This window comes from Sinosporangium siamense (genome assembly GCF_016863435.1).
In the GTDB taxonomy this organism is placed as follows: domain Bacteria; phylum Actinomycetota; class Actinomycetes; order Streptosporangiales; family Streptosporangiaceae; genus Sinosporangium; species Sinosporangium siamense.
In genome coordinates this window covers 241,756-266,392 of sequence record NZ_BOOW01000006.1, presented here as the reverse complement: position 1 = coordinate 266,392, position 24,637 = coordinate 241,756, and the positions used below count along the sequence as shown (strand labels likewise).

At 69.2% G+C, this 24,637-nt stretch carries 20 protein-coding genes; 8 read left to right on the top strand and 12 right to left on the bottom strand.

Translation table 11 applies throughout. The features are described 5' to 3' along the window. Positions 1–92 precede the first annotated feature (92 nt). The 5 genes from Ssi02_RS03140 to polA all read right to left on the bottom strand — a co-directional run bounded on the left by Ssi02_RS03140 (position 93) and on the right by polA (position 9,264). Positions 93–1,517 carry an alpha/beta fold hydrolase gene (locus Ssi02_RS03140; RefSeq protein ID WP_204020805.1) on the bottom strand — a complete coding sequence of 475 codons (1,425 nt, stop codon included), beginning with the start codon at positions 1,515–1,517 and terminating at the stop codon, positions 93–95. 270 nt (positions 1,518–1,787) lie between these two features. Continuing rightward, positions 1,788–2,246 carry a GNAT family N-acetyltransferase gene (locus Ssi02_RS03135; RefSeq protein WP_204020803.1) on the bottom strand — a complete coding sequence of 153 codons (459 nt, stop codon included), beginning with the start codon at positions 2,244–2,246 and terminating at the stop codon, positions 1,788–1,790. Positions 2,247–2,550: 304 nt separating this feature from the next. After that, the gene (gene rpsA, locus Ssi02_RS03130; protein WP_204020801.1) at positions 2,551–4,029 is read right to left on the bottom strand and encodes a 30S ribosomal protein S1; all 1,479 of its coding nucleotides are present in this window, start codon (positions 4,027–4,029) and stop codon (positions 2,551–2,553) included. A gap of 223 nt (positions 4,030–4,252) precedes the next feature. Beyond that, positions 4,253–6,010 carry a polysaccharide deacetylase family protein gene (locus Ssi02_RS38520; protein ID WP_239128559.1) on the bottom strand — a complete coding sequence of 586 codons (1,758 nt, stop codon included), beginning with the start codon at positions 6,008–6,010 and terminating at the stop codon, positions 4,253–4,255. 560 nt (positions 6,011–6,570) lie between these two features. Then, complete coding sequence (gene polA / locus Ssi02_RS03120; protein ID WP_204020799.1) at positions 6,571–9,264, bottom strand: DNA polymerase I; 2,694 nt, start codon at positions 9,262–9,264, stop codon at positions 6,571–6,573. A 68-nt stretch (positions 9,265–9,332) separates the two neighbouring features. On the opposite strand from polA, the gene Ssi02_RS03115 reads away from it, so the two are divergent. Continuing rightward, a complete protein-coding gene (locus Ssi02_RS03115; protein ID WP_204021413.1) occupies positions 9,333–9,749 on the top strand; it encodes a hotdog fold thioesterase in 417 nt (138 codons plus the stop codon). 598 nt (positions 9,750–10,347) lie between these two features. On the opposite strand, the gene aztD is transcribed toward Ssi02_RS03115, so the two are convergent. From aztD to aztB, 4 genes are read right to left on the bottom strand one after another with little or no spacing between them, the layout of a single operon-like run. Continuing rightward, complete coding sequence (gene aztD, locus Ssi02_RS03110; protein ID WP_239128558.1) at positions 10,348–11,550, bottom strand: zinc metallochaperone AztD; 1,203 nt, start codon at positions 11,548–11,550, stop codon at positions 10,348–10,350. Positions 11,551–11,579: 29 nt separating this feature from the next. Continuing rightward, on the bottom strand, positions 11,580–12,530 hold the full coding sequence (gene aztC / locus Ssi02_RS03105) for a zinc ABC transporter substrate-binding protein AztC (RefSeq protein WP_204020795.1): 951 nt from the start codon (positions 12,528–12,530) through the stop codon (positions 11,580–11,582). Then, positions 12,527–13,726 carry a hypothetical protein gene (locus Ssi02_RS03100; protein ID WP_204020793.1) on the bottom strand — a complete coding sequence of 400 codons (1,200 nt, stop codon included), beginning with the start codon at positions 13,724–13,726 and terminating at the stop codon, positions 12,527–12,529. The genes aztC and Ssi02_RS03100 overlap by 4 nt, the downstream gene beginning before the upstream one ends. Beyond that, complete coding sequence (aztB, locus tag Ssi02_RS03095) at positions 13,723–14,592, bottom strand: zinc ABC transporter permease AztB (protein WP_204020792.1); 870 nt, start codon at positions 14,590–14,592, stop codon at positions 13,723–13,725. The genes Ssi02_RS03100 and aztB overlap by 4 nt, the downstream gene beginning before the upstream one ends. A 128-nt stretch (positions 14,593–14,720) precedes the next feature. Here aztB and aztA point away from each other — a divergent pair, with 128 nt between their 5' ends. The 5 genes from aztA to Ssi02_RS03070 all read left to right on the top strand — a co-directional run bounded on the left by aztA (position 14,721) and on the right by Ssi02_RS03070 (position 19,973). Beyond that, positions 14,721–15,410, top strand: a complete 690-nt coding sequence (gene aztA, locus Ssi02_RS03090) for a zinc ABC transporter ATP-binding protein AztA (protein ID WP_204021411.1) — start codon at positions 14,721–14,723, stop codon at positions 15,408–15,410. A gap of 472 nt (positions 15,411–15,882) precedes the next feature. Further along, entirely contained in the window at positions 15,883–17,190 is a 1,308-nt protein-coding gene (locus Ssi02_RS03085; RefSeq protein ID WP_239128557.1) for a branched-chain amino acid ABC transporter permease, read from the top strand. A 12-nt stretch (positions 17,191–17,202) separates the two neighbouring features. Further along, positions 17,203–18,192: a branched-chain amino acid ABC transporter permease gene (locus tag Ssi02_RS03080; protein ID WP_204020790.1), complete on the top strand. Its 990-nt coding sequence runs from the start codon at positions 17,203–17,205 to the stop codon at positions 18,190–18,192. Further along, complete coding sequence (locus Ssi02_RS03075; protein WP_204020788.1) at positions 18,182–19,147, top strand: ABC transporter ATP-binding protein; 966 nt, start codon at positions 18,182–18,184, stop codon at positions 19,145–19,147. The genes Ssi02_RS03080 and Ssi02_RS03075 overlap by 11 nt, the downstream gene beginning before the upstream one ends. Continuing rightward, positions 19,134–19,973, top strand: a complete 840-nt coding sequence (locus Ssi02_RS03070) for an ABC transporter ATP-binding protein (protein ID WP_204020786.1) — start codon at positions 19,134–19,136, stop codon at positions 19,971–19,973. Before Ssi02_RS03075 ends, Ssi02_RS03070 begins: the two co-directional genes overlap by 14 nt. Positions 19,974–20,310: 337 nt before the next feature. On the opposite strand, the gene Ssi02_RS03065 is transcribed toward Ssi02_RS03070, so the two are convergent. Beyond that, entirely contained in the window at positions 20,311–20,442 is a 132-nt protein-coding gene (locus Ssi02_RS03065) for a helix-turn-helix domain-containing protein (RefSeq protein WP_204020784.1), read from the bottom strand. Between the two features lie 255 nt (positions 20,443–20,697). On the opposite strand from Ssi02_RS03065, the gene Ssi02_RS03060 reads away from it, so the two are divergent. Continuing rightward, the gene (locus tag Ssi02_RS03060) at positions 20,698–21,093 is read left to right on the top strand and encodes a hypothetical protein (RefSeq protein WP_204020782.1); all 396 of its coding nucleotides are present in this window, start codon (positions 20,698–20,700) and stop codon (positions 21,091–21,093) included. Positions 21,094–21,307: 214 nt separating this feature from the next. On the opposite strand, the gene Ssi02_RS03055 is transcribed toward Ssi02_RS03060, so the two are convergent. Further along, positions 21,308–22,594 carry an ABC transporter substrate-binding protein gene (locus Ssi02_RS03055; protein ID WP_204020780.1) on the bottom strand — a complete coding sequence of 429 codons (1,287 nt, stop codon included), beginning with the start codon at positions 22,592–22,594 and terminating at the stop codon, positions 21,308–21,310. A gap of 334 nt (positions 22,595–22,928) precedes the next feature. Here Ssi02_RS03055 and Ssi02_RS03050 point away from each other — a divergent pair, with 334 nt between their 5' ends. Beyond that, complete coding sequence (locus Ssi02_RS03050; protein ID WP_204020778.1) at positions 22,929–23,801, top strand: hypothetical protein; 873 nt, start codon at positions 22,929–22,931, stop codon at positions 23,799–23,801. A gap of 96 nt (positions 23,802–23,897) precedes the next feature. Here Ssi02_RS03050 and Ssi02_RS03045 read toward each other — a convergent pair whose 3' ends face one another. Then, positions 23,898–24,533 (bottom strand): ANTAR domain-containing response regulator, encoded by a 636-nt coding sequence (locus Ssi02_RS03045; protein ID WP_239128556.1) that lies wholly within the window; start codon positions 24,531–24,533, stop codon positions 23,898–23,900. Positions 24,534–24,637 lie beyond the last annotated feature (104 nt).

Genomic DNA, 24,637 nt, shown 5'->3' with positions numbered 1-24,637 from the left:
TTGTGCCAACTCCCTAAATGTCCACGCCAGCCCATCGGTTAGAGTCCGGCCACCGGTGATCGCGCGCGTGTGCTGTGACAGCGCCGGAGGCTCTACTGAGGCGGGTGGCAGACGGTGCCCTGCGGGGGGAGGGTCAGGTCGGTGAGGTAGCGGGTGGCGTGGGCGATGGCGCAGGGGTCGCCTCCGGCGTACATCACGTGGCCAGGGCCGTCGTAGCGGACGGTGGTGGAGCCGGGGACGAGCCGGACCAGGGAGTCGGTGATGCCGTAGTCCCCCCAGGTGCCGAGGCCGAGGACGGGTGGGAGGTCGTGGACTGGGAGGGGGCGGGACGGGTTGGCGACCGGGCGCGGCCAGCCGGAGCAGCCCAGGGCGTCGAACGTCGCTCCGCCGAAGTTCGGGGAGACCTTCCGCACCTGGCGGCGGAACTCGCGGTATTGGGCATATCCGCTGTAGCCCCGGTCGTCGCCGCAGGTCTTCCCGATCATGGCCGGCATCGACCACACCCGGGAGTTGCCGAGCACGGGGGTGGCCAACGCGGAGCCGTCTCCGCGCCGGGCCTTGTCGACCGCGGCGGCGAAGGCACGCCATCGCTCCGAGCCGGGGCCGGGGTCGACGGAATAGCTGAACCACCGTAGAAGCGAGCCGGTCAGCTTGCCCTTGCCGAATTCTGGCGACTCCACCGGGAGGGGATCGCGGTCGGCCCGCCGGATGAGTGCGCGCCAGACCTTGCCGACGTCCTCACCGTGCAAGGCACAGGCCGTGGTGGTGCCGCACCAGTCGGCGAAGCGGGCGAAGCTCTCCTCCATGGCCTGGAAGCCCAGCAGGGTCTGGCTGTGCCATCCGGACACCTGGTCGATGACCCCGTCGAGGTACATCGCGCGGATCCGCTGCGGGAAAAGCCGCATGTAGGCCGCGGCGGGCACACCGCCGTACGAGTTCGCCATGAAGCTCAGCTTCTCCTCGCCGAGGGCCGCGCGCACCGCGTCCATGTCGCGGGCCACGGACAGCGAGTCCAGGTTGCCGAGCAGGCCGCTGCGGTCGTCGGCGCGGCACTTGGTGAAAGCGGCGGAGAACGCGGCGGCCTGGGCGTGATACTCCCGCCGGTTGCGCGGCTCTGCCAGTTGGGGTACGGCGGGCCGCCTGCAGCTGTCCGGGGTCAGAGTCTCGGTGTTGCGGGGGTCGTAGCCGACCAGGTCGAACCGCTGCCTGAGCTCGGCGAGATCGTTCGCCGTACTTGTCAGGAGGTCGATGCCGCTGCCGCCGGGGCCGCCGGGAATGTGGAGGACACTTCCGATGCGGCGGTCAGGATCCGTGGCCTTCAGCCGGGCGAGCTTTAGGGTGATTTTTCGCCCTTGGGGATCCGCCCAGTCCACCGGCACTTCGACGGCGGCACAATGCATGCCCGCCGGGATCTCCGTGCCCTCGCACGGCTTCCACTCCGCTCCGCTGCGGGCCGCCGCCGGGGGCGTGGGCAGCAGGCCCACCGCCAGCGCCAGGCCCACGGTCAACGATCTCATCGCGCCCCCTTCATCACATGCCTATTGATCACCCTTCAACAGTGACGAAGGCGCTTGACGAGGACCATGGAACTGGCCACCGTCCCCACTCTCGAGCCACCTCCACACAAATATGGGGATAACCCGATATATGGCGATCTGATCAGGGCAGACATCATGGTCGGCCGACGGCGCCCCGGAGGCCTGGACTGATCACGCTTACGACCGGCTTGCCATCTCATGCTGGATGATCACGCTATTGCATCTGAAAAGGGAGTTCCCTGCGGGGAATCAGGTCCCGGTGCGGCGCATGTGCACAAGCGTCAGGTGGTCGTGGACGCGCTCCCGGTGGAGTTCGCGATAGCCGTGCCGGCGGTAGAGGCGCATGTTGCCCTCCGACAGGTGGCCGGTGAACAGGGCGAACACCGACACCTCCGGGTAAGCCTTGTGAAGGGCGTCGAGCAGGGCGCCGCCTATGCCGTTGCCCTGCCGGTCCGGGACCACGGCCAGCCGGCCCACCAGACAGGTGCCGTCCCGCTCCTTCCCCCGCACCGCGCCCACCATCCGACCCCCGTCCCGGGCCACCAGCACAACCCCCGCCCCGATCGCGTCCCGCACCTGCTCGACCGACTCCACGAGCGGCGGGATGAACGGATCCCCGTAAAGCTGAGCCTCCCGCACATAGGCCGCCCGCTGCACCGTAACGATCTCCCCGGCATCGCCCACCACGGCCCGCTCAATCCGCGTCACGCGCACACCTTAGCCATGAGCCACACTCGACCGCACCGGCTATCTCAGGGTCGATCCGCAAACAGGGAATTCACCCGAATTAAGCCCCTCATTAGGGCTATGAAGGGCCGGGCCGGTCCAGAATGGACTCAAAGTCGGCGGTTGCGAACCCTCTGAGGGCTCTGAGGGTTATGACGAAAATCGAAAGACCGTCCCGCGCACAACCCGCCGAGGGCTGCGTCCCCCCAAAACCTCCCAGAAAGACGGAAACCCCGCCCTCCCGGAGGAGAGCGGGGTTTTCGCGTGGATCACATGTCGAGCAACATCAGCTCTGGCCGCCCGCGAGCTTCTCGCGGAGGGCGGCGAGGGCCTCGTCGGAGGCGAGGGCGCCACCGCTGGACGCGTTGCCACCGCCGCTGCTCTGAGCCGGGGTCTCACCCGAGTAGGACGAGGGGACCTCGCCGGCCTCGGCCTCGGCCTTGCGCGCCTCTTCGATCTGCTTCTTGTGCGCTTCGAAGCGGCCCTGGGCCTCGGCGTATTGCCGCTCCCACTCCTCGCGCTGCTTGTCGAAGCCGTCGAGCCACTCTCCGGTCTCGGAGTCGAAGCCCTCGGGGTAGATGTAGTTGCCCTGGTCGTCGTAGGTCGCCGCCATGCCGTAAAGCGTGGGGTCGAACTCGACCTCGGCGCCGACACCCTCGTTGGCCTGCTTGAGCGACAGCGAGATGCGGCGACGGTCGAGGTCGATGTCGATGATCTTCACGAAGATCTCGTCGCCGACCTGGACGACCTGCTCGGGGATCTCGACGTGGCGCTCGGCCAGCTCGGAGATGTGGACGAGGCCCTCGATGCCCTCCTCGACCCGGACGAACGCACCGAACGGCACCAGCTTGGTGACCCGGCCGGGAACGACCTGGCCGATCTGGTGGGTGCGGGCGAACTGCTGCCAGGGGTCCTCCTGCGTCGCCTTGAGCGACAGCGAGACCCGCTCGCGCTCCATGTCGACGTCGAGCACCTCGACGGTGACCTCCTGGCCGACCTCGACGACCTCGGAGGGGTGGTCGATGTGCTTCCAGGAGAGCTCGGAGACGTGCACGAGTCCGTCGACGCCGCCAAGGTCGACGAAGGCGCCGAAGTTGACGATCGAGGACACGACGCCCTTGCGGACCTGGCCCTTCTGGAGGGTGTTGAGGAAGGTCTGGCGGACCTCGGACTGGGTCTGCTCCAGCCACGCGCGACGGGACAGAACCACGTTGTTGCGGTTCTTGTCCAGCTCGATGATCTTGGCCTCGAGCTCGCGGCCCACGTAGGGCTGCAGGTCGCGGACACGGCGCATCTCGACGAGGGACGCCGGCAGGAACCCGCGCAGGCCGATGTCGAGGATGAGACCACCCTTGACGACCTCGATGACGGTGCCGGTGACGATGCCGTCCTCGTCCTTGATCTTCTCGATCGTGCCCCAGGCGCGCTCGTATTGCGCGCGCTTCTTGGAGAGGATCAGACGGCCTTCCTTGTCCTCCTTCTGGAGAACCAGGGCCTCGACGTGCTCACCGACCTCGACGACCTCGGCCGGGTCGACATCGTGCTTAATCGAGAGCTCGCGCGAGGGGATGACACCCTCGGTCTTGTAGCCGATGTCGAGCAAGACCTCGTCTCGATCGACCTTGACGACGGTGCCCTCAACGATGTCGCCGTCGTTGAAATACTTGATGGTCTCGTCGATCGCGGCGAGGAAGGCCTCCTCGGAACCGATGTCGTTGACCGCTACCTGCGGGGTGTTCGAGGTGGCCTCGGTGCTGCTCGTCATGTGTGGAATTGCTCCGAACGCGGACAGAAGTCGATGTGGCGGGACACGCGGCAGGCCTTTTCGTTTCCCAGCCAGGAGGGTCAAGTCACCGGCGGGAGACGAGGGCGAGCCCACTCCGTCCGAGACACGCAAGAGCCCACAGCGCAGCGATCAGGATATGAGACAAGCAGGGCGCGGTCAATCCAGTTACGCTGCGGATCAAGGGCGAAATCCCGAGCATCCGCTAGTAGACGACCAACTTCCGGGCGTGCTTGGAAGGGATATTACCCCGAAGCCTGGTCGGTACTGAGATCCGCCCCGGGTCACCGTCGGACGTGAACCGCATGTGGGGATGCTTGTCGAGCCACTCCAGCCAGTAAGTGGAGCACCATCGGCGGCACTCCCCCTTCTTGCCGTTGCTCTGGATCCGCTGAATGCCAAGCTTGTCAAAATCCTTAGCAAACGGTGACCTTGAGGGTTCGGCTCCGGCTAGAAAAACACCATCGAAGTCGTACTTGCCGCCGTCCCACCCGCCGCTGCGGGCGATCTTGCGCGGCCGCGGCATGATGCCATATGGCAGGGCGAGGGTCGACGACGGCCCCGCCCCCAGCTTCACGAGCAGACGCTCGACCCGCACGATGTGCTCGCGCACCTTCTTCTTGCGCAACGCCCCGAGGTTGGGATGCCCCCAGGTGTGGTTCGCCACCTCGAAACCCCGCTCGGTCAGCCACCGTACGGCGCGAGCCTGCTCGGCCTGCCGCTTGAGCCCGAAGGGCTCCCGGTTCACCCAGAAGGTGCCCACGGGGCGGAAGGACGGATAGCGGCGGGCCACGTCGATGATGATGCCGACCGCCGTGTCCGCCTTCGGCATGCCTTGGTCGTCGAAGGCGAAATGGCTCTCATGGCCGTCGTCGAAGGTGAGCACCACGGGATACTTGCCGGCCGGGACCCCGATCCGCCCCGTGGCGAACTCCTTCGCCGTGATGGGGACATATCCGGCCTTGGCCAGGCGTTCCATCTCCTTGCGCACCTGCTTGGGGGTGCGGTCGATGGAGGCCATCCGCTTCTTGACGATCCGGTGATACATGATCACGGGGATGACGCCGGCCTCGTTGGCCTTCACCGCCCGTGCCGACTCGACCGTCGCCTCAACCGGCGGCGGGAGCGCGGACGACGGCAACGGCGGCACTTCGGGCGCTGCCGGGGTCGGCGCGGGCGCAGGCCCGGGCCGCTCGTCCGCCACGGGGGGCGCGTCCTCTCCCGCCGGCCGGAGCAGGAACACCACGAGAAGCGCGACCAGCGCGACCGCGATGTCACCCACGACCGCCCCCTTCCCCGGCCTCGGCCGCCCGGCCAGGCGCGAGGCACGCGGGCCGCCCTCCGAGGCGGACGCACTTGTGGCGGCGGCCGGTCTGCGGCGCTGGGTGCCCCCCGGCGCCGCGCTCGCGGCTCCGGGGGCCCGTCCGCGATCTCGCCTGTCCTCGGCCGCGGCGGCAGCCCGTCCACGGTCCTTTGCGTCTTCCGGCCCGGGCTCGGCCGGGGTCTGGCCGTTCAGCAGCGAAGCGTAAGGGCGGCGGCCCACCTGCCCGTTGGGGAGCACACGTCGCTCCCGCGGGAAGTGCACGGTCCCCTTGCCCGGGCCGTCGAGCCCGTCTCCCGTCCCGCGAGCGTCCCCTTCGGAGGCCCGGTGTGCCGAGTGCCCCTCCCGATCGCTCCCGGCCTCCGCGCCGTCGCCGGCACCGGAGTGGCCGGCCGGCTTCAAGCGGGCACCGGACCTGCTCTCGCCCCCGCTCCCGTCGCTCTTGCCGCCCGCCTCAGGCTCGCCGGCGCGCTCGGGCCAGCCGATCGACGCGGCCGTGGCCCCGTGGAACCGCTCGTAGGGTCGGCGCCGCTGAAGTCGCCGCTCCTGGGTGACCTCGTCGTCCGGCGAGTCACCGGGCGAGTCCTCAGGTGCCGGAGTGCCCTCCGAGCGGCCGGCCGTCCCCTCACCCGTCGACGCCACATCACCGGCTCGGGGTGTCTCCCCCCCGTCAGGCTGAGGCGCGGCACCATCCCAAGGGCCGGCCACGCCATCGGGCTCCCCGGACCCGCCGGCCGCCTGAGTCGTGGCACCGTCCACAGCACCGGCCGCCCCCGAGAGCGACGGCCCTTCGGCACCGCCACCCGGCTGAGGCGCGGCACCCGCCGCGCCCGGAAGCGACGAACGCTCGGGATCATCGGCCACGCCCTCTGAGGAGTTGACCGAGAGCGAAGGTCCTTCGGCACCGCCACCCCGCCGAGACGCGACACCCGCCGTCTCCGAGATCGACGGCCCCTCAGGATCATCGGCAACGCCCTCTGAGGCCCCACCCACCCCCTCAAGCGGCGGCCCCCCGGGAGGGGCGTCCGCAGTGTCCCCGGCGGGGCCTGTCGCCCCGCGGCCTTCCTTCCCCTTGTCGTGGTTCAAGTCGTGCTTGTCCGGCGTCTGCTCGTTCAGGTTGTGCCCGCTCAGGTTGTGGTCGTCCAGGTCAGGTCGGTCCGCATCACGCTCGATGCGCCCTTCACGGTCGTGCTCCGACGCGTTCAGTGCCCCGCGTCCTCCCAGGTGCGGCCGACACCGATGGACACCGATAGGGGAACACGCAGCGAGTAAGCCGTGGACATCTGGGCGGTCACCACGTCGCGCAGGTCGTCGAGCTCTCCCGGCGCCACCTCGAACACGAGCTCGTCGTGCACCTGGAGCAGCATGCGCGACGCCATCTTGGCCTCGCGGAGGGCGCTGTGCACCTCAAGCATCGCGAGTTTGATGATGTCGGCCGCCGACCCCTGGATGGGCGCGTTGAGCGCCATGCGCTCGGCCATCTCACGGCGCTGGCGGTTGTCGCTGGTGAGGTCGGGCAGGTAGCGGCGGCGGCCGAGGATGGTCTCGGTGTAGCCGTCGTGGCGGGCCTGGGCGACGATGGCCTGGAGGTAGTCGCGGATGCCGCCGAACTCCTCGAAGTATTCCTCCTTGAGCGCCCGCGCCTCGGCCACCGGGATGTTGAGCTGCCCGGCCAGCCCGAAGTCGGACAACCCGTAGGCCAGGCCGTAGTTCATGGCCTTGATCCGCGCCCGCAGCTCCCCGCCGACCTGGTCGGGGGGCAGGTTGAAGACGCGCGCCGCGGTCGCCTGGTGGAAGTCGTGCCCCGACTCGAAGGCGTCGATCAGCGACTCGTCGCCCGACAGGTGGGCCATGATGCGCAGCTCGATCTGGCTGTAGTCGGCGGTCATGAGCGTCTCGTAGCCGTCGCCGACGGTGAAGCCCTGCCGGATGCGGCGGCCCTCGGAGGTGCGGATCGGGATGTTTTGCAGGTTGGGCTTCTCGGAGGAGAGCCGCCCTGTGGCCGCCACGATCTGGTTGAACGTCGTGTGGATGCGCCCGTCGTCGCCGATCTCCTTGATCAGCCCCTCGACGGTGGTGCGCAGCCTGGTCTGGTCGCGGTGGCGCAGCAGGATGACCGGCAGCTCGTGCTCGGTCTGCGCGGCGAGCCAGGCCAGCGCGTCGGCGTCTGTCGTGTAGCCGGTCTTGATCTTCTTGGTCTTGGGCAGCCCGAGCTTGACGAAGAGGATCTCTTGCAACTGCTTGGTCGACCCGGGGTTGAACGGCTCGCCGACGACGCGGTGGGCCTCCTCCACCGCGTGCTTGACCGCCGCCCCGAACTCCGACTCCAGCTCCGCGAAGTAACCGCGGTCGGCGGCGATGCCGTCCCGCTCCAGCTCCGCGATGACCGGCACCAGCGGCAGCTCGAGATCACGCAGCAGGTGGGTGCCGCCCCGGGGCTCAAGGTGCGCCTCAAGCGCCTCCGCCAGCTCGAGTACGGCGTGAGCCCGGATGGCGAGCTCCTCCCCCGCGCGGTCGGCCGGGTCGTCGAACAGCGCGGTCTGGCCGTCGGCCCCCTCCTCGACCCGCAGCTCGCGGTGGAGGTAGCGCTGGACCAGATCGTCGAGCGGGAAGGACCGCTGTCCCGGCATCGCGATGTAAGCGGCCAGGGCGGTGTCGCAGGTGAGCCCGGCGAGGTGGAAACCGTGCGCCCACAGGGCGAGCATCGGCCCCTTGGCGTCGTGGACGGCCTTCTCCTTGGTCTCGTCGGCCAGCCAGACGCGCAGCGCCGCCTCGTCGGACTCGGTGAGCTGCCGCGGGTCGAGGTGGGCGGCGGCGCCGCCGGGGGCCGCGACGGCGAGGGCCTCAACGGTGCCGGTGCCGCTGCCGTAGGACCCGCGGAAGGCGAGCCCGGCGCGGCCCCGCGGCAGGGCGTCGAGCCACGCGGCGACCTCGCCGGGGCCGAGCGCCACCGTCTCGACCTCGAACCCGGCCGCCTCCGCCTCGGCCTCGGTCGCGCCGAGCACCTTGAACAGGCGGTCGCGCAGCTCACCGCGGAACTGGAGCGTGTCGAGCAGCTTGTGCAGCTCGTCGCGGTCCCACTCGCGCATGGTGAGCGCCGGGACCTCGACGTCGAGCAGCACGTCGCGCTTGAGCTCGGTGAGCCTGCGGTTGAGCAGCACCTGGTCGAGGTGGTCGCGCAGCTTCTCGCCGACCTTGCCCTTGACCTCGTCGACCCGGTTGACGAGCTCGGTGAGGGACCCGAACTCGCGCACCCACTTGGCGGCGGTCTTCTCCCCCACGCCGGGGATGCTGAGCAGGTTGTCGCTCGGGTCGCCGCGCAGGGCGGCGAAGTCCGGATATTGCAGCGGAGTGAGGCCGTATTTCTCCACGACGGCCTCGGGGGTGAAGCGGGTCATGTCGCTGATGCCGCGCCGGGTCATGAGCACGGTGACGCGGTCGTCGACGAGCTGGAGCGCGTCGCGGTCACCGGTGACGATCAGCACGTCCATGTCGTGCTCGGCGCCGCGGGTGGCGAGCGTCGCGATGAGGTCGTCGGCCTCGAAGCCCGGCAGGGACAGGTAGCTGACGCCGATCGTGTCGAGGACCTCGAAGATCAGGGCGACCTGCCCCCGGAAGTCCTCCGGCGTCTCCGACCTGTTCGCCTTGTATTCAGCGTATTCCTGATGGCGGAACGTCGGCTCGGACCGGTCGAAGGCCACCACGACATGGGTCGGCCGCTCGTCGCGCAGAACATTGGTCAGCATCGACGTGAAGCCGTAGACGGCCTCGGTGTGCTGCCCGTCGGTCGTGACGAGCTGGGCGTCCTTCAGCGCGTAGAACGCCCGGTAGGCCAACGAGTGCCCGTCCAGGAGGAGCAGGCGCGGACGGCTGGGGGTCGTTTCGGTCTTCGACACACTCGCAGCCTAGTCTCCCTGTACGACGGAAAACCCATGCACGACAGACAGGAGGCGCCTCCTTGACGATGGCCAACCCCGACGATCTGCAGTCGTTCTTCGCAGCTCACGGCGAAACGGCGGGCAATCTCGCCGCCCGTCTCGGCATCGAGATCACCGAGCTGACCGCGGAGCGTGTCGTCGGCCGCATGCCCGTCGAGGGCAACACCCAGCCGTACGGCCTGCTGCACGGCGGAGCCTCCGCCGCACTGGCCGAGACCCTCGGGTCGGTCGGCGCCGCCCTGCACGCGGGCCCTGGGCGAATCGCCGTGGGCATCGAGCTCAACGCCACCCACCACCGGAGCGTCTCCACCGGGCATGTGACCGGCGTCGCGACCCGGCTGCACGGAGGGCGCACCGTGGCCACCTACGACATCGAGATCACCGACGACCGGGGCCGCCGCGTGTGCACCTCCCGTCTGACGTGTGTCCTGAAGGACGCCTAGACCGCACGCCCATGAGCGCCGCCGGCGAGACGCGGGAGGCGACGGGCGGGCACCGGATCACACACCTGTGAGTGCCGCCGGGGGCGAGGTTTACCCCTCCGGGGTGACCCCGCCCCCCTCTCATGGGTGAGTGGCGAAAACTCCGACCCCGCTGTCATCAGGAATCTCAAAGTTGACTCGTGTCTTCCTTTGCGCAAGCGCCCCTCCGGTCGCTAGCGTTGGCTACGCATCGAACGAAGCCCGGAGGGCTGACTGAGTAGACAACGTGCAGGGCCGGGGAAGCCCTACACGGCACCAAAGGTCACCCCCGGGCTCGTTGCTTTCCAAGGCCCTCCGTGAGCTCCTGGCAAGAGCGCTCACAGGTCGGCGTTCACACTCCACCACGGGCGAAGACCCCTCCGCCACACGGCACGAGCACGCCTAGCCGGCATCCGGCCAACCACCGGGCGGCACCGCACGGCGTGAGCCCGAGCAGACGGCATCCGGCCAACCGCCGGGCAGCGCCGTATGGCACGAGCCCGCCAAACCGCCACCCGCACCCGCGACGGCGGCGCCGAACCCGCCGTCCCGCCCCCCGGGCGTGGTGTCTGCCGCGAGGTCAGTGGTGGGTCTCGGCCTTCACCCCGGAGAGCTCGTTCGGCGGTTTGGGAAGCGTCACCGACTTGATCTTCTTCCGGGTGGCGAGGTCGACGGCGTGCACCTGGGCGGTGGCCGGTTCGCTCACGTAGGCCGTGCCGCCTCTCACGAAGATCGCCGGGCGGGCCTCCTGCCACTCCATCGGCTCCCGCCACTCGCCGGTGACCTCGACGGTGTCCACGACCTTCCCCTTGCCGGGGTCGATCACGTGGATCCCGCCGTCGGTGCCGAGCACAAGGGCCTCACCTCCGGGCCCCCGGGCGAGGGAGCGGAAGGTGTAGCTCGTGCCGATGTCCACGAGGCTCATCGTGCCCGCCGCCGTGTCGATGAGCGAGATCCGCTCGGGACGCTCCAGCTCCGCCTCCGGGTCCTTCTTGTAGTCCCCGAGGACGATCGCGGAGTCCTCCGCACCGGCCTGGTTGCCGACCCGCCCGTAGTCGTCGGGGCTGTCCACCTTCCGGAACTTCCCGTCCTTGTAGATGAGCACGCCGTCCTCGCAGCCGATCACCACGGCCTCCCCCTTGGCCGTCGCCTCCCCGTGCACGCCGGGGCATTTCTCGCTGCGGGCGATCTCCTTGCGGTCCTTGCCGAGTACGAGGGCCCCCACCCGCTTCTCCTCGGTGCCGAGGGTGACGAGGAGTTCGCCGCCGCTCAACTCGATCGCGACCCCGTGGTGGGGGGCCGCCGCGGTGTAGACCTCGCCCTTCGGCAAGCCGTTCGCGAGCTCCTTGGGGTCGAACACGGTCACCTCGCCCGTGCCGTCGGAGAAGAGCACGGTCTTGCCGGCGTGCCGTACGACGTGGCCGGGTTTGGCGCCCTTGAACTCGTCGTCCTTCAACCGCGCGGCCACCGCGTCCAGCACGCGGAACCCGGTCGCGGTGGAGACCATCACGTGGCTCTCGTCGCCGGCCGGGTTGACGCGGTTGAAGCCGGGCAGCGGGATGTCCCTCGCGAGGGCCAGGGTGGTGCCGTCGAGGATGTAAAGACCGCCGTCGTAGGTCGCGACGATCGGCTCGGCGACGACCTGGGCGGGGGCCGACGGCGACGCGGGGGCGGGAGCGGGGCTAGCGACCGCGGCGGGCCGCGGCGATGATCCGCAGGCCGCCGCGAGGAGGAGACCTGCCGCCGCGGCGGTCGCCAAAACTGCCGTCCGAGTGGATTTCACCGGCGATTCTTCCTTTCCATGGGTGTGTTTCACTGCGCTCTTGCGCTCTTTTCCACCAGACCGTTGACCATGGCGGTGGTGTTGGAGCGCATCATGTCGAGATAGGTGGACGCGCCTTTGCGCGCCGTGCTTAGGGATTCGGTGAAGAGCGGCACCACGGCGACGTCCAGTCCGGCCTCCGCGGCCAGCACCTTGGCCAGCCGGTCGGGGTGGGAGGAGTCGGCGAAGATCGTGCGCACTCCGGCCGCGCGCACCGCGTCGACCAGCGACTTCAGGTCGGAGGCGCTCGGGGAGGCGAGCGTCGTGCCGCTGGGGATCACGGTGCCGACGACCTTGAAAGAGAAACGCTCCGCGAAATAGCCGAACACATGGTGGTTGGTCACAAGGTTGCGGCGCCCCGCGGGAATCGCGGCAAACTCAGCCTCCATCCAGGCATCCAGCTTTTCCACTTTCCCGCGATAGGCGGCGGCGTTTCTCCGTATGGCTTCCGCGTCGACTCCGGGCACCGACTCGACCACGTGGCGGGCTATCGCGCCGACCGCGCGGGCCATCCGCCGGGGGTCGGTCCAGAAGTGCGGATCGGGCCGCCCCGCTGTTTCGTCCCCCGCGCCGGCCGCGTAAACGATCGGGTCGGCCGCCTCACCCACCGCGAGGACCGCCGCCCCGGTCTCCTTGGCCGCCTCGACGTGCCGCAGCACCCCTTCCTCCAGGCCGAGCCCGTTGTGCACGACGAGCGCCGCCCGCGACAGCCGGGCCGCCTGCTGAGCGGACACGCCGAAGGAATGCGGGTCGGAGTCCGGCTTCATGAGCACGGTGACCTCGGCCTGGCCGCCGACGATCTCGCGGGTGACGTCGCCGAGGATGTTGGTGGTGACCACGATCTCCGCCCGCGTCTCCCGCCCCGATGCGCACCCGGCGAGTACGGCGAAGCCCGCGATCACGGCCGCCGTGAGCAGTGCCGTCCATCTCTGCGTCCTCATCGGCCCGTCTCCACCATGTGCCCGGGTGCGATGTCGAGGGTGAACGTGCGGGCCAGGCGCAGGTCGTCGTTGTAGTCGATCTCGTAGACCGCCTTGGCCGCCGGGTCGTTGACGTAGGCCCGGCCGGTGTCCACCTGGACGACCGGCCGCCCCGCCCCGGCGTCCCGCACGGGCAGTGTGACCTGTGCCGTCTTCCGCCCGGTATCCGGGTCGAAGGAGCGAAGCACCCCTTCCGCGTCGAGAGTGAGCACCGGCGCCCCCTCGCCGACCGCGGTGACCGCGACCGCGGGGCCGCTTTCGATCAGCCGCCAGCGCTCACGGCCGGTGTCCAGCACCCAGACGCCCTTGTCGCCGGCCTTCGCCGCCACGACGGGACTCCCGGGCCGGGACACGAACTCCTGAGCGCGTTCCTTCTCCCGTACCTTGCCGGGATAGGCGATCTTCGTGCTCTTGAAGCCGTCTCCGTCGGGTGTGACCAGCAGTGCCCCGTCGGCGCACCCGAGGACCGCCCCCCGTCGGGTCACGGCGTGCCCCCGGAGATCGACGCACGTCTCACCGAGGGTGGCGAGCACGGCGCCGCCCCGATCGCGCACCTCCACCGCCGCCCCGGGCCCGGGCACGAGCAGCCGCTCGCGGTACGGCACAGCCACGCCGGGCGGCCCCGCGAGCCTGAAGTGGGCCTTGGCCGCGACGGCGCCCTTTTCGAGGGCCGCCCGGTCGAGGACGGTCACCGCACCGTCGCCGGAGGAGAGCGCGACGACGGCGGAGTCGGCGGCGGCCCCGATCGGATCGCCGCCCTCCGGAGAGCCGAGGTCGCGGATCTCGGCGCGGTAGTGGTGGACGTGGTCGCCGTGGTCGACGGTCCAGCCGCCGCTGTCGACGATGCGGAGGGGGCCGCCGCGCGCCGCGAGGTAGGCGAAGCGCCCGTCGCCCGTCACGCGGTCGACGTCCGGCACGGCGGACATGGGCACGGCCTTCTCCGTGATCAGGTCGAGCACACGCACCGCCCCCGTGGCGGGGTCGGCGAGCACGAGCCGGTATTGCGGCTCGGCGGTCTCCTCCGCGCCCTCCACATATCCGTGGGGGACGTCGCCGGCTGTGGCGGGGACGGCGACCGGGCGTGGGGACTCCGCCGCGCATCCGGCGGCCAGGACAGTTGTGATGACCAGCGCGAGGGCCGATCCGGTGGTCTTCACGCCGGGGTCTCCACCTCTTGTGAGGGAGTGGCGGCAGGCGGGCGGTGCCGTACTCGGTGCCGTACTCGGGCCGCGAGAGCGGACAGGAAGAAGAGGGCGACCGCGACTGCGGCGATCGTCGCGCCCGCCGCGGTGCCGAGATGCCACGACACGAGCAGGCCCGCCGCGGTCGAGAGGGCGCCGAGCAGCGCGGCGCCCAGCATGATCGTCGGAATGCGCCCCGCCCACAGGGCCGCGGCGGCGGGCGGCGCGATGAGCAGGCCGAAGACCAGCAGCGTGCCGACAACGTGGAACGACGCGACGATGGCGAGCGTGACGAGGCCCAGAAGGGCGACGTGCGCCAGGCGGGGACGCAGTCCGAGCGTGTGGGCGACGCGCGGGTCGAAGGTGAGCGCGGTGAACGAGCGGTGGCCGAGCGCGGCGACGGCGGCGGCCAGGACGAGCGCGGCGCCGAGGTAGAGCAGGTCCCGGTCGCGGACCGCGAGCACGTCGCCGAACAGGAACCCGGTGAGGTCGACCGCGAACGACTCTGCGTGCGACACGATGATCACGCCCAGGGAGAGCATGCCGGCGAACAGCAGGCCGATGCTCGTGTCCCGGGAGAGCCTCGGCGACCTGGCGAGCACCGTCACGCCGGCCCCCATGGCCGCCGCGCTGAGGAGCGCGCCGAGCAGCGGGTTCAGGCCGAGCAGGGAGGCCAGGGCGACGCCGGGGAGCATGCCGTGTGACATGGCGTCCCCGAGGAAGGCCATCCCGCGTAAGACCACCCAGGTGCCGGCGAGGGCGCAGATGAGGGATACGAGGATGCCGCCCCAGAGCGCCTGCCGGACAAACGTCACCTCAAAGGGATCTATCAACCACTGCATGACTCGGGATACTACAATGAAAACTATTATCACTTTCAAATGGAGGCGATGTGTCGGCAGATCACGAGGGCCGCGCCGGGGTACGGCAGGAGCCGCGCGAAGGGATTGAGGGCCCGGGAGGCGAGGCGATGGTTGTGCTTCGCGGGCTTGTGGCCGGCTATGCCCGCCGCACGGTGCTGCACGGGCTCACGGCCCGGGTACCGCGGGCCCGCACGACAGCGGTCGTGGGCCCCAACGGGGCCGGGAAGTCCACGTTGCTGTCGGTGCTGGCGGGTGTCGTGCGGCCTGCCGCCGGGTCGGTGGAGCGCTCCAGTGCGCGGCGGCCCGGTCTGGTGGTGCAGCGCAGCGCGGTCTCCGACGCGTTGCCGATGACGGTCAGGGAGGCGGTGGCCATGGGCCGGTGGGCGCACCGGAGTCCGTGGCGGCGGCTGACGTGGCAGGACTGGGCGGTCGTGGACGCCCGTCTGGCCGACCTCGGCATCGCCGACCTCGCCGGGCGCCAGCTCGGCGCACTCTCCGGGGGGCAGCGGCGGCGGGCGCTGGTGGCGCAGGGGCTCGCACAGGAGCCCGACCTGCTTCTGCTCGACGAACCGGCGGCGGGGCTCGACGCGGCGGCGCTGCAGCGCATCGCGGACGCGCTGGAGGCGGCCGTGGCGCGCGGCACGACCGTGGTGCAGGCGACACACGACATCGCCGCGGCACGGCGGGCGGAGCACTGCCTGCTGCTGAAGGACGGCAGGCTCGTGGCCGAGGGGCCGCCGGAGAGGGTCTTGACCCCGGAGGCCTTGGTGCGGGTGTGGGGGCTCGGCGTGGAGTAGTCAGCGGCCTGGGGCGTGCGCGCTTGAGGACGCCGCAGAGGAGGCGACCGCCGGAAGGGCGCCCTGCGGGCGTGAGGGCGCCGGAGCGGCGGCGTGCGGGCCTCCCAGGGGTTGAGTCAAGCCACCCAGGGTTTGGCGCTTCCGAGGCGTTTGGGAGGGCTTGCGGCCCCGGATCGTGGGGTAAGTGACGTCTCAACCGTCGGCGGCTCTGAGCAGGGGGCGGCATGAGGGAGTGCGACTCGGCTCAAAGTACGGGCGGTATACAGCTTCGTGGTTGACGCAGCATGTCAGCCCTGGTAAGCCTGCGTTTTCCTCACGCCCACGACACACCCTGGTCACCGTTTTGTGACAAACAGTCCAGAACCGGGCGCGTCGGTTTAAGCTCCCGCCCAAGCATTGCACCCCATTGCGATGCCCACGTATGGAGATGAAGGGGTATATACCCCTTCACGGCGTTTATGAGGGAGCACCATTGCGCAGAGCCGTGATCGCCTTCACGGCCTTCCTGGGTGGGCTGATCTTCCTTCTCGCCTCCGGCTCGGCCACCGCCTGGGCCGAGGGCGAGAGTGTGAAAGGCACGCTTAAAAGCCAAGGCCAGCCTGTGAATGGCGTCAAGATCAGCGTGGCCGACGAGAGCGACAAGCCCGTCGGCGACGCCACCAGCAACGCCCAAGGCACGTGGGAGGTCTCCGTACCATCGGCAGGTACCTACAAAGTCACCCTTGATCAATCAACACTTCCTGCCGGTTTAGCTTTGCGGTTCAAGGATCGGGCCACGCTTACCGTTCAAGTTTTCGAGGGAAATGCACGTAACGTGCTTTTTGCTCTTGATGCTGCCGGAGGCCAGCAGCAGGGAAACACCCCTGACGGCGACCCCGCCCCGACCGAGAACGAGACCTATTGGGCCCGCGTCGCCCAGCTCGCCTTCGAGGGACTCAGCCTCGGCTTGGTGATCGCGCTCGGCGCGGTCGGCCTGTCGCTGATCTTCGGAACCACGGGCCTGACGAACTTCGCACACGGTGAACTACTCGCCATCGGTGCCTTCATCGCGTTCTTCCTCAACAGCGTCGTCGGCCTTCATCTCCTCATAGCCGCCCCGCTCGCCGTCGTGCTCTCCGCAGCCTTCGGATATGGGCAGGACCGGTTCTTCTGGGGGCAGCTGCGCAAGCGCAAGACCGGGCTGATCTCCATGATGATCATCTCGATCGGCGTCGCGCTCTTCCTCCGCTATCTCCTGCTCTTCATCTTCGGCGGCGCCAGCGAGGCATATCGGCAGTACGGCGCGCAGGAGGGCATCCAGATCGGCCCGATCTCGGCCACTCCCAAGAGTCTCATCATCATGGGCATCGAGATCCTCGTCCTCATCGCCGTCGGCGTGGCCCTGCTCTTCACCCGCCTCGGCAAGGCCACCCGCGCCGTCGCCGACAACCCCGCGCTCGCCGCGTCGTCCGGCATCAACGTCGACCGGGTCATCCGCATCGTGTGGACCGCGGGCGCCGGCATCGCCGGTCTCGCGGGCATCTTCCTCGGCCTGAGCCAGACCATCAACTATCAGATGGGGCTCCAGGTCCTGCTGCTCATGTTCGCCGGGGTCACCCTCGGCGGCCTCGGAACCGCGTTCGGCGCGCTGGTCGGCTCGCTGGTGGTGGGACTGTTCATCCAGGTCTCGACGCTCTGGATACCTCCGGAGATCAAAAACGTCGGCGCTTTGGCCGTCCTCATCATCGTGCTGCTGTTCAGGCCGCAGGGCATCCTCGGCCGCCGCGAGCGGATCGGCTAAGGGAGAGCGGACATGGACTGGATACTCATCTTCAGCCGGGCCGTCGAGGCGGGCATCGGCTCCGAGGCCGTCATCTACTGCCTCGCCGCCATCGGCCTGAACGTGCAGTTCGGATACACCGGCCTGCTCAACTTCGGGCAGGCCGCCTTCGTCGCGGTCGGCGCCTATTCGATAGCCACCACCGTGGCGACCTTCGGGCTGCCGCTCTTCCTCGGCGTCGGCATCGGCCTCGTGCTCGCCGTCCTGCTCGCGCTGTTGCTCGGCATCCCCACGCTGCGGCTGCGGGCGGACTACCTGGCGATCGTGACGATCGCCGCCGCCGAGATCGTGCGCCTGGTCGTGCGGGCCGTCGCCCTCAAGGACACCTTCGGCGGCACCGACGGCCTGCAGGAGTTCGCCGGCACGTTCTACGGGCTCAACCCCTACCCCGAGGGCAACTACGTCATCCCGCCGTTCATCGGGTTCGACCACCGCACCATGTGGATCCTCACCGTCGGCTGGATCCTCGTCATCGCCGTCTCGCTCCTGCTCTTCCTCGTGATGAGGAGCCCGTGGGGACGGGTGCTCAAGGCCATCCGCGAGGACGAGGACGCCGTGCGCAGCCTCGGCAAGAACGTCTTCTCGTACAAGATGCAGTCGCTCGTCATCGGCGGCGTGATCGGCTCGCTCGCCGGCTTCATCTTCGCCCTGAGCCGCTCCTCCGCCCAGGCCGACCTCTACAGCACCGATTTCACGTTCTTCGCCTACACCGTGCTGATCCTCGGCGGCGCGGCGCGCATCCTCGGCCCCATCGTCGGCGCGGCGATCTTCTGGTTCCTGATGATCTTCGTCAAGACGGGCCTGGAGGAGGCGATCAACAAGAACGTGATCAACTTCCTCAACGTCAACCAGGTCGGCGCGATCCAGTACATGATCATCGGCCTCGGCCTGATCCTCCTGCTCATCTACCGCCCGCAAGGCATCTTCGGCGACAAGAGGGAGATCGCGCTCGATGCACGCTGACAACCCGGCCCAGAGCCGCAAGGCCGCCGCGCTCGCGGCGTTCGAGGGCCTGGCCACCGAACCCGGTGTGGCGAAGCCCGACCCCATCCTCGTCGTCGACAAGGTCGTGCGCCGCTTCGGCGGTCTCACCGCCGTCGACGTCGGCCACGTCGAGATCCAGCGCGGCTCCATCACCGCCCTCATCGGCCCCAACGGCGCCGGCAAGACGACGTTCTTCAACCAGCTCACCGGGTTCGACACCGCCGACGCCGGCGAGTGGACCTTCAACGGCCAGAAGATGAACGGCGTGCCCGCCTACAAGGTGGCCCGCCACGGCATGGTGCGCACCTTCCAGCTCACCAAGGCCCTCTCCAAGCTCACCGTCATCGAGAACATGCGGCTCGGGGCCCAGAAGCAGCGCGGCGAGAACTTCTTCGCCGGCCTCATCCCCGGCCTGTGGCGCGGTGAGGAGGCCGCGATCACCCAGCGGGCCGAGGACCTGCTCACCCGCTTCAAACTCATCGCCAAAAAGGACGACTTCGCCGGCAGCCTCTCCGGCGGCCAGCGCAAACTCCTGGAGATGGCACGCGCCCTCATGGTGCAGCCCGAGCTCGTCATGCTCGACGAGCCGATGGCGGGCGTCAACCCGGCGCTCACCCAGTCACTGCTCGGCCACGTGAAGAACCTCCGCGAAGAGGGCATGACCGTGCTATTCGTCGAGCACGACATGGACATGGTGCGCGACATCAGCGACTGGGTCATCGTCATGGCCCAGGGCGCCGTCATCGCCGAGGGACCACCGCACAGCATCATGTCCGACGCCCGCGTCATCGACGCCTACCTCGGTGCCCACCACGACGCCCCCCTCTCGGCCGAGGAAGAGCAGCAGCAACTCGAGGAGGCCGAGGCGGAACTCGCGGCCGAGGCCGACGCGGACGGCGACAGCACGAAGGAGGCCGGCAATGAGCGAGTCTGAGAAGACCCCCGACGTCACCGCCGCGGACGACCTCTCCCGCGCCGACGAGGCGGACGACAGCGCGAGCAAGGTCGCCGACCGCTCCGCCCACCTCACCGGCGCCGAAGACGCGATCCTCCGCTGCGACGAGCTGATCGCGGGCTACCTGCCCGGGGTCAACATCCTCAACGGCACCGACCTGTATGTGAAGGAAGGTGAACTGATCGGCATCATCGGACCGAACGGCGCGGGCAAGTCGACCCTGCTCAAGTCCATGTTCGGCCTGGTGAACATCCGCAGCGGCGCCGTCACCCTCAAAGGTGAGAACATCACCAACCTGAAGGCCCACGCCCTGGTCTCGCGCGGCGTCGGCTATGTGCCGCAGACCAACAACGTCTTCCCCAGCCTGTCGGTCGAGGAAAACCTTGAGATGGGGGCCTACCAGGCGCCGAGGAAGTTCAAGGAGCGCTTCGAGTTCGTCTCCGAGATCTTCCCCGCCCTCAAGGAACGCCGCAAGCAGCGAGCCGGCTCCCTGTCGGGCGGCGAACGCCAGATGGTCGCCATGGGCCGCGCCCTGATGACCGAACCGTCCGTCCTCCTTCTGGACGAACCCTCGGCCGGCCTGTCCCCCAAACTGCAGGACCTCGTCTTCATCCAGGCCCAGCAGATCAACCGGGCGGGCGTCACCATCGTCATGGTGGAGCAGAACGCCCGGCGCTGCCTCCAGATCTGCCACCGCGGCTATGTCCTCGACCAGGGCCGCAACGCCTACACGGCCTCCGGCCGCGACCTGATGAACGACCCCAAGGTCATCGAACTCTACCTCGGCACCCTCGCCCGAGCCTGACCCACGCACCCGCAGAAGGCCCCGTCCGGCATACGCCCCGGACGGGGCCTTCGCATGAACGCTGATCTCGGCAAACGACGGGCAACAAGGAATTCCTCCGGTGAATCGCACGACCGGCCGACACCGAATGCGCCCAGCTGAAGACCGACGCCTCCCCTCTCGCAAAAGCCGATCGCCCGGTTGGGTGACGGCGTGCTCGCCACCTCGCCTATTGACATCCTCCCCCGGCTAAAGCCGGGGGATTCCAACCGTCACCGGCTGGGCTTCCTGCTTCACCACCGGTCGCCCCGCCCGAGAGGACTCTCGCTTGAGGTCTTACACCGGCTCCACAGGCGTTTCACCTCTCCGCCGGCCCGGCGGCGAGGATATGGACCAGGCGCACGCAGCCGAACGTCCGGGCAAGCCCGGCGGCTTGCCCGGGGGACGGCTGGAAGCGGCACCTGCAGGCCCGCTTCACGATCTGCGACATGGCTCACACCCTATCGCTCGATCGGTCAAGCATCGTACATGTGTTCGCATGGCGTTTCGCCTGACGGGCGAAACGCCTGCCCCTGCCCTGCTCCGCAGGAGATCCGATTCCTCCCCCGCCTGAAGGCGTGGGTTTCCTCGGAGGTTTCTGATGAGATCCCAAGACCGCCTTCGCGGTCCCGACCACTCGTCCCGTGATCATTGCCCTGGCCGAACTCCTCGCCGCCAACGGCGACGGCCCCGACGCAGGATCCCGGTGGCCATCGAGACCACCCGCAGCAAGTTGCGATCACTGCTGCGTGAGTACTTCCCCGCCGCCGTCGGTGCTTTCGGCGAGGCGGGCCTCACCTCGCGGGAGGTCCGGGCCGCCCCCGCCCCGGGCAAAGCGGCCCGGATGACCCGCCGGCAGCTGATGGCGGCGCTGCGCCGCTCCGGCCGCGAACGCGACCTGGAGGTGTGGGCCGACCGGCTCCGGCGAGTCTTCCGCCAGGAGCAGATGCGTCGGCCCCCGTTGGTCGAGGATGCCTTCGGCGAGCAGGCATGCGTGCTGCCGGCGCAGCTGGAGGCCGCCTGCTCGGCCGCCGACCGACTCGCCGGGGCGTCCGGCGAGGCGTTCCGCCGGCACCCGGACTCCGAGCGCTCGTACTCGTGATGGGGTCACGCCCGCCGGGTGCGCGGTGCGGCAGCACGGCACCGATCTCACTCCGGGTCGGGGGGACGGCCAAGGGGAGGGCTTCGCCGTACGGCGGAAGCGTGGTCGGCGGAAGCGTGGTCGGCGGATGCGACAAGGCCCGGCCGGGCCGACGTGGTGTCGGCCCGGCCGGGCCCGATCGCCTGGGGTGAGGAATCAGCCCGAGATCGAGGGGTTAGCCGTCGATCTTGCCGGAGAGGTGGTTGACGACCTTGTTCTTGTTGTCGTCGCCGAACTCGTAGATGCCGATGGTGGCCTCGGCCGGGTCACCGGCGTCGTTGAACTCCACCGGGCCGGAGACGCCGTCGAAGTCGATGTCCTTGCCGGCGTTGAGCAGGTCGAGGCACTGCTTGAACGTGGTGCACTTCTCGCCGCCCTTGCTGACCTCGATCAGCTTCGCGGCGACCGCCTTGCCGGAGTCGTCCTTGGCGGCCACGGCGGCCAGGGCGACCAGGATGGCGGCGTCGTAGGACTCGGGGGCGTAGTTGAAGTCCTTGAGGTTGGGGTCGATCTTCAGGAGCTTGTCGCGGAAGTCGTCGTTGGTCTTCGCACCGGGCTGGGTGGCCTTGACGCCCTTCAGGGTGCCCTTGGGGAAGTCCTCGGAGTAGTCGGCGAGGTTGCCGTCCACGAAGTAGAGCTTCACCTTGTCGGGGCCGATGCCCTGCTTCTTGAGCTCGGGAACGATCTTCTTGGTCTCGTCGAACCCGATCAGCGAGATGGCCTTGGGCTTCGCGGCCTTGATCTTGCTGATCTCGCTGGCGAAGTCGGGCGCGCTGGGGTCGTAGGCCACCTCGGCCACGACCTCGCCGCCGCCGCCCTCGACCGCCTTCTTGACCTCGGCGGCGAGGCCGGTGCCGTAGGAGTCCTGGCGGTTGAGGATGGCGACGGACTCGCTGCCGTCCTGGAGGATCAGGTCGCCGTGGACGCGGCCCTGGAGCACGTCGGACGGGGCGGTGCGGAAGTACAGCCCGTTGTCCTTATACGTCGTGAACTCGGGGGACGTGTTGGCCGGCGAGAACTGGATCACACCGGCGTTAACGATTTTATCGATGACGGTCTTGGACACACCGGAGGAGGCGGCGCCGATGATGGCGTCGGCCTTCTGCTGGAGCAGGCTGTCCACAGACTGCGAGGCGATGTCGGTCTTCGTGTCACCGGAGTCGGTGTGGACCTTCGCCACCGGCTTCCCAAGGACACCACCGGCGGCGTTGATCTCCTCGACGGCGAGGTCGACGCCGGCGAACTCGGGCGGGCCGAGGAAGGCCAGGTCACCCGTGCGGGGAAGCAGGGTGCCGATGGTCAACGTGCCGTCGCCCTGGCCGGCGGCGGCTGCGGGCTGCGAAGCCGGCGCGGACGCCGAGGGCGTGGCCGCCACCTCCGGCTCGCTGCCGCACGCCGTCAGGCCGAGGCTTGCGGCGGCCGCTACGGCCAGCACCCTCCCGAGGGGGGCAATGCGGATCATGAAGTGTCTCCTTCATTCAGGCAGGGAGTGTCAGCGCGGCCGACGGTCCCGATCGATTGGTCGAAAGGTATAAAACTGGGAACCTTCGAGCTAGATATGCATCGGAACTGTGGACACTTGGATGCTGAGTCGTAATCAGTCCTCTACTTCCGGCTGTTTCGGCCCCTCCGGAAGGGGCCGTATGGACCCACGACAGGCGGCTGCCCGGTTACCGTCTCGTATGTCGACTCCGGTATCTCACATCCCGGACGTCGCTATATACCCAGAAATCACACAATCGATACATGTTTCTGGGGGCTTTCTTTGAGGTTGCGGACCTCTTATGGTTCGGTCCATGCACGCGGGTTCCGGACACCGCCGCGCGGTCACGCTGCTCACCACCCTGACGACCCTCGCCGCCTGCACAGCGGCCCCGCAACCCCCCGCCGACCCCCTGCCGCCCCTCTCGGCCACCCTCGAACAGTCACGTTCGGACGAGGACAAACGGTGGCTCGCCATCGGCGTCCGCAACGGCGGCCCCGGCACCGTGCACATCGAGCGCCTGCAACTCGACAGCCCGTCCCTGACGCTCCTCCCGCCCCACCCCGTGGACGCCGAGGTCACCCCGACACCACGCGTCGACCTGCGCATGCCGTACGGCGAAGCCCGGTGCGCCGGGGACACCATCCCCGAGGCGCGGCCGAGCCGCGTGATCGCCTGGGTCCGCTCCCCCGCCGGCGCGGCGGAGGCCCGGCGGATCGAACTGCCCCTCCCCCACCCGAACCCGCTGCTCCAGCGGCTCGTGAAGCTCGACTGCGGAGCGGGCATCGCGCGGCGGGCGGTGGACGTGCGGCTGGCGCCGCCCTTCCGGCGCGGCCGGACCGGCGGGCGCGAGGCGGTGTGGGCCACGGTGGTGGTCGAACGGCGGGCGGCGGCGGGGGAACTCACGCTGCAGGACCTGTCGGGGAGCGTGTTGTTCCAGCTCAAACCGCTCAAGGGCATGCCGCCGCCGCTCGCCGTGCTTCCCGCGTCACGCGCCCGGGTGGAGATCCCCGTGCGCTTCCTCATGACGAACTGCGACGCGCACGCGCTCACCGAGTCCAAGAAGAGCTTCGTCTTCCCCTACTGGGTGAAGGTGGACGGCCGTGAGGCGATCTACATGACCCTCACCGTGCCCGAGGAGGCACGGCGAGCCCTCGACGAACTGATCGCCGCCTGCGATCCCTAGAGGGCCGCCCAGCCCTCCGGCGGAGCCCCTCAGGCCATGGATGCACACCCGGCCGTCCGGCTCCGCCGTACCTCTCACTCGGACTCTCAGGCCCGGTCAGCCCGCGGCGCCCGCCGTGGGACCGCTCTCGCCGGACGTCGCGTCTCCGGCGGCCGTGCCGTTGCCGGAGGGTGGTGCCTGGGCCTCGCCCACGACGATCTGCGCGACCTGACGCATGCTCATGCGGCGGTCCATGGACGCCTTCTGGATCCAGCGGAACGCCTGAGGCTCGCTCCAGCCGTGCTGAACCATGAGCAGCCCCTTGGCCCGCTCGACGAGCTTGCGCGTCTCCAGGCGCTCGGAGAGAGTCGTGACCTCCTTCTCCAGCGCCATAATCTCCTCGTGGCGGCTGACCGCCATCTCGATCGCCGGAACGAGATCACCCTTGGTGAACGGTTTGACCAGATAGGCCATCGCCCCCGCGTCCCGAGCCCGCTCCACCAGATCCCGCTGGGAGAACGCGGTCAGGATCAGACAGGGCGCGATCCGATCGGACACGATGCGCTCAGCGGCGGAGATGCCGTCGAGCACAGGCATCTTCACATCCAGGATCACCAGGTCGGGGAGAAGCTCGAACGCGAGTCTGACTGCCGTCTCACCGTCCCCCGCCTCCCCGACGACCGCATAATCCTCCTCCTCAAGCATCTCCTTGAGGTCGAGGCGTATCAGCGCCTCGTCTTCCGCGATCACCACTCGCCGCTGCGTACTCACGAGCAAGAGGGTACAGATGTCCGCTACATTGGGACCATGCTGGTGCGGATAGCCGAGCGGCTGCCCCATCCAGTCTTGTGCGTGCC